This window comes from Achromobacter sp. DMS1 (assembly GCF_001270295.1).
Map to the genome: position 1 here is coordinate 1 of NZ_LHSJ01000198.1, position 7,872 is coordinate 7,872.

Here is a 7,872-nt window from a genome sequence, read left to right on the forward strand (position 1 = left end):
CGCGGTCGCTGGTCCAGCCCATGCCCAGCGCGCCGCCGCTGTCGCGGCCGTCGCTGTTGGGCAGCCGGCCGTGGGGGCGAGGCCGCGTCCGGATCGGCGGCCCGCGCGCGGGCCGAGCGCGCATCGCGGGAATGCGCAGCTCGCTGGTTTCGCGGCGAACACGTCGGCGTGCACGGCGAACGTGCCGTCGCCGCCTTCCACGCGCGCGCTGCCGCTGCGCGAGGTGTTGGCGCCGCCATATTCGCCCTGTATCTGGCCCTGCACTCCCTGGATGGGTTCGGTGGGGATGCGGTTGTCGATGGTGTTGACCACGCCGCCGATGGCGTTGCCGCCGTAGAGCAGGGCGCCGGCCCGCGCAGGATTTCCACGCGGTCGGCCGCCTGCGGGTCGGTGGGCACCTGGTGGTCGTAGGAAAGCGAGGACGCGTCCAGCGCGCCTACGCCGTTGTTCAGCAGCCGGATGCGGTCGCCGTCCATGCCGCGGATGATGGGCCGGCCCACCATCGGGCCGTAGCTGGTGGCGGCCACCCCGGGCAGGCCGTTGAGCGTGGCGCCCAGGTCGGCGCCGGCCAACGCGAAACAGGCGGGCGCGTCGAAGCGCAGCGTAGGGGCCGGCCAGCGTGATTTCCAGCGTGGCGCAGTCTTGTGTGTTGCCCGCCAGCGCATTGGCCAGCCGGTGCGCGCGCTCGTCCATGGCGCCGCGGCCGGAATGCCCTGATGCTGGCAGCCTTCGCGGCCGCGGTCCTGGAAGCTGGACAGCATGCCGGGCTTGAGCACCGTGAAGCCCGCGGGCGCACCTTCGCGGGGCGCGCCTTCGCGGGGCGCGCCGCGGTCTTCGCTCCTGGACTGGCGCGGGAGGCTCATGCGCGTTCTCCCCGCAGCCGTTCGAATTCTTCGGGGCCGATGGGCACGAAGCGCACCGAGTCGCCGGGCTGCAGGAGCGCCGCGGGCTCGCGGGCGGGATCGAACAGCGCGAGCGCGAGGCGCCGATGAGGTTCCAGCCGCCCGGCAGCCGCGCCGGGTAGATGACGGTCTGGCGGTTGGCCACGGCCACCGCGCCGGCGGGCACGGCGGTGCGCGGCGACGCGCGGCGCGGAATGTTGAGCCTGTCGTCGTGCACGCCCAGGTAGGCGTGGCCGGGCGCGAAGCCCAGCATGAACACCATGGCGCGCGGGCCCGCTGTGCACGGCGATGATCTCGTCGGGCGTCAGGCCGGCGGCGCGGGCGACGTCGTCCAGGTCGGGGCCGTGTTCGCCGCCGTAGCAGACGGGGATGTCGATCTCGCGCCCGATCCGCGTCCTCGGCCGCGATGCCGGCGCCGAGCAGGGCCTCGATGCGGTCCGCCAGCGCGCCCGTAGGTGGGCGTGCCGCCGGCGTCGGGCCGGTAGTGCACGGCCACGGCCACGAAGGACGGCACCACGTCGGTCACGCCGGGCAGCCCGGCTTCGCGCAGCCGCCGCGCGGCGGCCAGGCACAGCCGGCCGGTGGCGGCATCGATTTCCGTACCGAAGTCGATGATGAGGCAGCGGTCACCCTGGGGGAGGATGCGCCAGCGGGTCCGGCCGGTGAAAGAGAATCGGAATGGGCATTCAACGGCGCGAAACCTTCATAGAGGGGGTTACTTGGCGAACAGGGAATCCAGGTTCTTGAAGGCCTTGAACTCCAGCGCGTTGCCCGACGGATCCAGGAAGAACATGGTGGCCTGCTCGCCCACCTCGCCCTTGAAGCGGATGTAGGGCTTGATGACGAATTCGGTGCCGGCGTCGGTCAGGCGCTTGGCCATGGCTTCCCATTGTTCCATGGAGAGCACGGCGCCGAAATGGCGCACCGGCACATTGTGCGAATCGACGGCGCTGGTGGCCTTGTGGCCGCATTCGCCGGGCGACAGGTGCGCCACGATCTGGTGGCCGTAGAAATTGAAGTCCACCCATTCGGACGAGCTGCGCCCCTCCGGACAGCCCAGTTTTTCGCCATAGAAGGCGCGGGCTTCTTCCAGGTCGCGGACCGGGAAGGCGAGGTGGAACGGCGGGAGGGAGGTTTGGGCGGACATGCAAGGCTCCAGAAGGCAAAGATTAAATCAAAACGCGGATGCGGGCGGCAAGCCCGCGCTCCGCGTTCCGGAATAAAGGCAGACTTAGTGTAGAGATTGTTTTTTTGATTGAAAAACGATATTTTTTGAGACTAAGCAACAAAAAAATCGATTGTGATAAAGGAATTCAAAACCTTCATCGCCGTGGCGCGCGACGGCACGTTTACGGGCGCGGGGGCGCAGCTCGGCCTGACGCAGTCCGCCGTCAGCGCGCAGATCCGGCGGCTGGAGGAATACCTGGGCGTGGCGCTGTTCGACCGCGGCGCCCGCGCGGCCGTGCTCAACGCCCATGGCCGCGACATGCTGCCCCAGGCCGAAGAGCTGGTCGCCATGGGCCGAGGCGCATGGGCGGGCGGGGGCGGGGCAGGTGAGCGGTTCGCTGCGCATCGGGCGCCATCGTGTCGGCGGCAGCAGGATCTGAGGTGCGCGCGCTGGGCGGCTTGCGCGCCGCCTATCCGGATGTGCGGGTGCGCATCGTGCCGGGCGTGTCGCTGTCGGCTGCTGGGCCAGGTGGACGCGGGGCGAGGGTGGGACATGGGCCGTGGTCATCCGGCCGCCCTTCGCGCTGCCGCCCGAACTGGGCTGGCTGCCGCTGCTGCGCGAGCCCATGGTGCTGGCCGCGCCGGCCGCCGCGCCGCAGGCTTCCTGGCGCGAGCTGCTGTCCACGCAGCCGTTCATCCGCTACGATCGCGCGTCTTTCGGCGGCCGCGCGGTCGACCGCTTCCTGAAAAAGCACCGCATCCACACGCACGAAGCGGTGGAGCTGGACGAGATCGAGGCCATCGCCGGTCTGGTGCGCACGGCCTGGGCGTGGCGCTGCTGCCGCACCTGCGCGGCCTGGACGAAACCGGGCTGCGCCTGCTGCCGCTGGGCGAGGCGGCTTTTTATCGGGAGATCGGCATCATCGGCCGCCTGCCTTTCGAACCGGGCAGCGTGCGCCAGAAAATGGCCGACTGCCTGGCCGAGGCGCCGCCGAGCCCTGAAAGCGGGCCGGCGGCCCGGGCCTCAGACGCGGTCGCAGCGCACGGTGATGGGGTGGTTGCGCAGCGTGCTCATCACCACGTCGTCCACCTGGCCCTCGACATCGGTGATGACATAGCCGATCTGCCCCTTGGTCTGCAGGCTCTGGCTGACGATGTTCAGCCCGTGCTGCGCCATGAGGTTGTCCAGCGTGCCCAGCGCGCCGGGCGCGTTGCGGTGCACGTGCAGGATGCGCGCGCCGCCGGCGGGCTCCAGGTAGGGCAGCTCGGGGAAGTTCACCGCGCCCTTGGTGGTGCCGGCCTGCAGGAAGCGCACCAGCTTTTCGGCCACTTCGCGGCCGATGTTCTCTTGCGATTCCTGCGTGCTGCCGCCGATGTGCGGCGTGAGAATGACGTTGGGCAGGCCGATGAGCGGGCTGGCCAGCGGCTCGCCCGCGCCCTTGGGCTCCACCGGGAACACGTCCAGGGCCGCGCCGGCCAGGTGGCCGGACGTCAGGGCGGCATGCAGGGCGTCGATGTCCACCACCGTGCCGCGCGAGGCATTGATGAGGATGGCCCCGCGCCGCATGCGCGCGATGGTGTCCGCGTTCATGATGTTCTCGGTGGACTTGCCGCCCGGCACGTGCAGCGTGACCACGTCGGACTGCTCCAGCAGCTCGTTCAGCGTGGACACGGCGCGCGCGTTGCCCAGCGGCAGCTTGGCTTCGACGTCGTAGAACACCACGCGCATGCCCAGGCTTTCCGCCAGGGTGCTGATCTGCGAGCCGATGTTGCCGTAGCCCACGATGCCCAGCGTCTTGCCCCGCGTTTCGAAGGCGCCGGAGGCGGTCTTGTCCCAATGGCCCTGGTGCACGCGGGCGTTCTTCTCGGGAATCCGGCGCAGCAGCAGGATGGCCTCGCCCAGCACCAGCTCGGCCACCGAGCGCGTGTTGGAGAAGGGGGCGTTGAAAACCGGAACGCCCCGCTGCATGGCGGCGTCCAGGTCGACCTGGTTGGTGCCGATGCAGAAGCAGCCCACCACGCGCAGCTCGGGGTTGGCGGCGATGAGGTCGGCGTCCAGGTGGGTGCGAGAGCGGATCCCGGCCACGTGCGCGCCGCGCAGCGCGTCGCGCAACTGCTCGGGCGGCAGCGCGGACGCATGCGTGACGATGTCGGTGTAGCCGGCCGCTTCGAAGACGGCGCGGGCGCTGGGATGGATGTTCTCGAACAGGACGATTTTTGCCATGGCTGCCTGCAGGGGTGGAAAAACGGATGGAGAAAACGCGGACGGGCGAACGCGGGCGGAGAATGCGTTCTATTTATTGTGGCGCATTTCCGCCGCGCTGCAGCAAGTAGCCATTAAGCCGGCAGGGGCGAATGATTTCAACGGTAGGGCCGCCACACCGTGGCGCGGCCGGTCCTGTCCACCAGCAGCACGTCGTGCGGCGTCTTGCGGCCGCCGTATTCCGGGCCGTCCATGCCGGGCGAGCCCAGCGGCATGCCCGGCGCGGCCAGCCCGGCGGCGTCGGGGCGCTCGGCCAGGAGCCGCCGTACGTCGCGGGCGGGCACGTGGCCTTCGATGGCGTAGCCGTCCACGACGGCCGTGTGGCAGGAGCCGTAGCCGTCCATGCGGGGTGGCGGCGCACCGTCCGAGGTGTCGTTCACCTCGTGCGCCGCCACGTCGAAGCCGTTTTCCCGCATGTGGCGGATCCAGTCCTCGCAACAGCCGCAGGCTGGGGTTTTCCAGACCTGCACGGACACCGGAGGCTGGGCGGGCGCCAGGGCGGGCAGGGCCGGGAGGACGGCCAGGGCGGTTGCCGCGGCGAGGCGGCGGACGAGGGTAGCGGACATCATGGCGGCGGTTCTCATGAAAGCAGGGGGAGGGGAAGCGTCAGAACCAGAAACGGACGCCGGCCAGGGCGCGCACCTGCGAGCGCCCCTCGCCCGCGTCCGCCGCGTAGCCGGCCGTGCGGCCGAACTTGCGCTCGAAGGACACGCCCACATAGGGCGCGAACTCGCGCGTGGCCTCATAGCGCAGCCGCAGCGACAGCGAGCCGGACGACAGGCCCGAGCCCACGCCGCGCGCCGGGTCGTTCTTGCCATACAGGCTGGCTTGCAGTTCGGGCGTGAAGACCAGGCGCTGCGTGAGCCGCAGGTCGTATTCGGCCTTCAGGCCCAGCGCGGTGCGGCCCGAGCCGCCGGCATAGGCCGTGGCTTGCAGGTCGATGTGATACGGCAGCACGCCCTCCATGCCCAGCGCGGCCCAGTTGCGCCGCGGGCCGGCGCCGATGTCGCGCCGCGCCCCGAGCTGCAGATCCCAGAAGGGGGAGACGGCACGGCTCCAGTAAGCCTCCAGCCTGCCGTCGCCGCGGCCGCCTTGCCGCTCGCCCTCGCTCTTTATGAGCAGACGGTCGGTGGCGGTGCCGAACCAGAAGCGGCCGTCCCATTGCAGGGCGTCGCGGCCGTCGCGGTCGCCGGCCCAGCCGAACTTGTCCATCAGCAACTGCCAGGCGGGCGCGTTGTCCATCATGTGCGGATGGATGCCGTAGCTTGCATAGTCGCCCGTTCCCACCGCGCCGTCGCCGAAGGCAGGCTGCCCACGGGAACGGCATCGGGGGCGGGCGAGTCCGGCGCGCCGGGCCGGGCATGATCCATGCCGGCATGGCCCGGGGCGGCGCGTCCCGGCCGGCGGGGTCCATGCCGCGAGGATTCCCGTGGGCCTGCATGGCCCGCATGGCCCGCATGGTTCGCGTGATCCGCGGCGGCGTCCGGGGACGCTGGCCCGGACGCGCCGTGCGCCATCGACGCGTGGTCCATCGGCTGCGCCCAGGCGGGCGGGGCGGCCAGCGCGAGCGCCAGGGCCGCGATGATAGTCCGGTTCCGCATGGCTACTCCACCACGACCGCCCTGAACATGCCGGCCTCCATGTGATACAGCAAATGGCAGTGATAGGCCCATTTGCCCCGGGTGTCGGCGCTGACGCGATAGCTCAGGCGTGCGCCGGGTTGAGCGAGATCGTGTGTTTGCGCACCTGGAACGCGCCGTCGGGCGACTCCAGGTCGCTCCACAGGCCGTGCAGGTGGATGGGGTGGGTCATCATGGTGTCGTTGACCAGCACGAAGCGCACCCGCTCGCCCAGGCGCAGCACGATGGGCCTGGCGTCCGAGAACTTCACGCCATTGAAAGACCACATATAGCGTTCCATGTTGCCCGTGAGATGCAGTTCGATCTCGCGCGTGGGCGGCCGGTTGTCGGCGGGCTCGCGCAGCGAGCGCAGGTCGGCGTAGGTCAGCACGCGCCTGCCGTTGTTGCGCAGTCCCACGCCCGGGTCGTCCAGCCGGGTGGAAACCGCATCGGGCAGCATGGCGTTGCCCACGCCGCGCTCGGCCGGATAGGGGTGCGCCTGCGGGACCATGCCGTCCGCCGCGCCGCCATGGTCCTGCATGGCATGGCCTTGCGCGGCATGGCCCGGCATGGCGTGGTCCGCCATGCCGGGCATGTCCTGCGCCGCCGCCTGGCCGCGCGGCATGCCATGGGCCGCGCCGTGCGCCATGCCCATGTCGCGCATGCCGAGCAGCGCCACGGGGTCCAGGGGCGGCACTTCGGCCTGCATGCCGGGCCGGGGCGCCAGCGTGGCGCGCGCGTAGCCGGAGCGGTCCATGGCCTGCGCATAGATCGTGTAGGCGCGGTCTTCGGCGGGCTCGACGATGACGTCGTACGTTTCGGCCACGGCGATGCGGAACTCGTCCACTTCCACGGGGCGCACGTCCTGGCGTCGGCCGCCACCACCGTCATCTTCAGTCCGGGGATGCGCAGGTCGAAATACGTCATGGCCGAGCCGTTGACGAAGCGCAGCCGCACTTTCTCGCCCGGCCGGAAGAGCCCCGTCCAGTTGCCTGCGGGCGTGACGCCGTTGGCCAGGAAGGTGTAGGTGGCGCCCGAGACGTCCGCCAGGTCGGCCGGGCTCATGCGCATGCGTTCCCACATCAGGCGCTCCGAGAGCGCCGCGCCCCAGCCTTCGGCGCGCGCGGCGCGCACCAGGGTTTCCACGCTGGGCTGCAGGCGGTTGTAGTAGTCGGGCATCGCCATCAGCTTGCGGAAGACGCGCATCGGATCTTCATCGGTCCAGTCGGACAGCAGCACCGTGTATTCGCGGTCGCTGGCCGCGGCCTCGCCGCCGCGCGGTTCGATCACGATGGGGCCGTACAGCCCGGTCTGCTCCTGGAAGCCGGAATGGCTGTGATACCAGTAGGTGCCGCTCTGGCGCACCGGAAAGCGGTAGGTGAAGGTCGCGCCCGGCGCGATGCCCTCGAAGCTCATGCCGGGCACGCCGTCCATGTCCGAGGGCAGCAATATGCCGTGCCAATGGATGGAGGTCTGCTCGCGCAGGCGGTTGGAGACGTGCAGCGTCACCGTGTCCCCCTCGCGCCAGCGCAGCAGCGGCGCGGGCAGCCGGCCGTTGACCGTGGTGGCCATGCGGGACGCGCCCGTGAAATTCACGGGCGTCTCGCCGATCTCCAGGTGGAATTCGGTGCCGCGCAGTTCGTCGGCGGGCGGATGCGCATGCGCCATGGCGGCGCGCCAGCCGCCCATCGCGGCCAGCGCGCCGCGGCGGCCAGCCCCTGGACGAAGCGGCGGCGGGCGGCGCGGGGCGGAGTGCCTGTCACTGTCTTCCTTGTTGCGGGAGTTGCGGTGATGGCACTGTAGAGAAGCCGGGATGACCCCAGGCTGTCGGCCGGATTACTTTTCTGTAATGTTGGCGCGGTCCGGCCCGCGCAGCGTGCTGCCGACCACCGTGCCCGCGGCGTCGGACCGGGCATCGGCG

The 7,872-nt window shown here is 70.6% G+C and carries 4 protein-coding genes and 6 pseudogenes; 2 read left to right on the plus strand and 8 right to left on the minus strand.

From position 1 onward, the window contains the following. From AD428_RS25470 to AD428_RS19345, 4 genes and pseudogenes are all read right to left on the minus strand, one after another. A pseudogene (locus tag AD428_RS25470) lies at positions 1–557 on the minus strand (TonB-dependent receptor plug domain-containing protein); the annotation flags it as partial. 79 nt (positions 558–636) lie between these two features. After that, positions 637–693 (minus strand): annotated as a pseudogene (locus AD428_RS29690) (hypothetical protein); the annotation flags it as partial. 166 nt (positions 694–859) lie between these two features. Then, a pseudogene (pxpB, locus tag AD428_RS28320) lies at positions 860–1,592 on the minus strand (5-oxoprolinase subunit PxpB). Positions 1,593–1,617: 25 nt separating this feature from the next. Further along, positions 1,618–2,049, minus strand: a complete 432-nt coding sequence (locus AD428_RS19345) for a VOC family protein (RefSeq protein ID WP_053246266.1) — start codon at positions 2,047–2,049, stop codon at positions 1,618–1,620. A gap of 153 nt (positions 2,050–2,202) precedes the next feature. Between AD428_RS19345 and AD428_RS29125 the strand changes: the two are divergent. After that, a pseudogene (locus tag AD428_RS29125) lies at positions 2,203–3,057 on the plus strand (LysR family transcriptional regulator); the annotation flags it as partial. Between the two features lie 36 nt (positions 3,058–3,093). Here the strand turns inward: AD428_RS29125 and serA are convergent. The 3 genes and pseudogenes from serA to AD428_RS19365 all read right to left on the minus strand — a co-directional run bounded on the left by serA (position 3,094) and on the right by AD428_RS19365 (position 5,702). Beyond that, positions 3,094–4,293 carry a phosphoglycerate dehydrogenase gene (serA, locus tag AD428_RS19355; RefSeq protein ID WP_053246268.1) on the minus strand — a complete coding sequence of 400 codons (1,200 nt, stop codon included), beginning with the start codon at positions 4,291–4,293 and terminating at the stop codon, positions 3,094–3,096. Between the two features lie 137 nt (positions 4,294–4,430). Continuing rightward, positions 4,431–4,901, minus strand: a complete 471-nt coding sequence (locus tag AD428_RS19360; protein ID WP_152968151.1) for a DUF411 domain-containing protein — start codon at positions 4,899–4,901, stop codon at positions 4,431–4,433. A gap of 37 nt (positions 4,902–4,938) precedes the next feature. Continuing rightward, a pseudogene (locus AD428_RS19365) lies at positions 4,939–5,702 on the minus strand (copper resistance protein B). Between the two features lie 78 nt (positions 5,703–5,780). Here AD428_RS19365 and AD428_RS27200 point away from each other — a divergent pair. After that, entirely contained in the window at positions 5,781–5,978 is a 198-nt protein-coding gene (locus AD428_RS27200; protein WP_200908065.1) for a hypothetical protein, read from the plus strand. On the opposite strand, the pseudogene AD428_RS19370 reads toward AD428_RS27200, so the two are convergent. Next, positions 5,936–7,714, minus strand: a pseudogene (locus AD428_RS19370) (copper resistance system multicopper oxidase). The gene AD428_RS27200 and the pseudogene AD428_RS19370 sit on opposite strands and share 43 nt — an antisense overlap. Positions 7,715–7,872 lie beyond the last annotated feature (158 nt).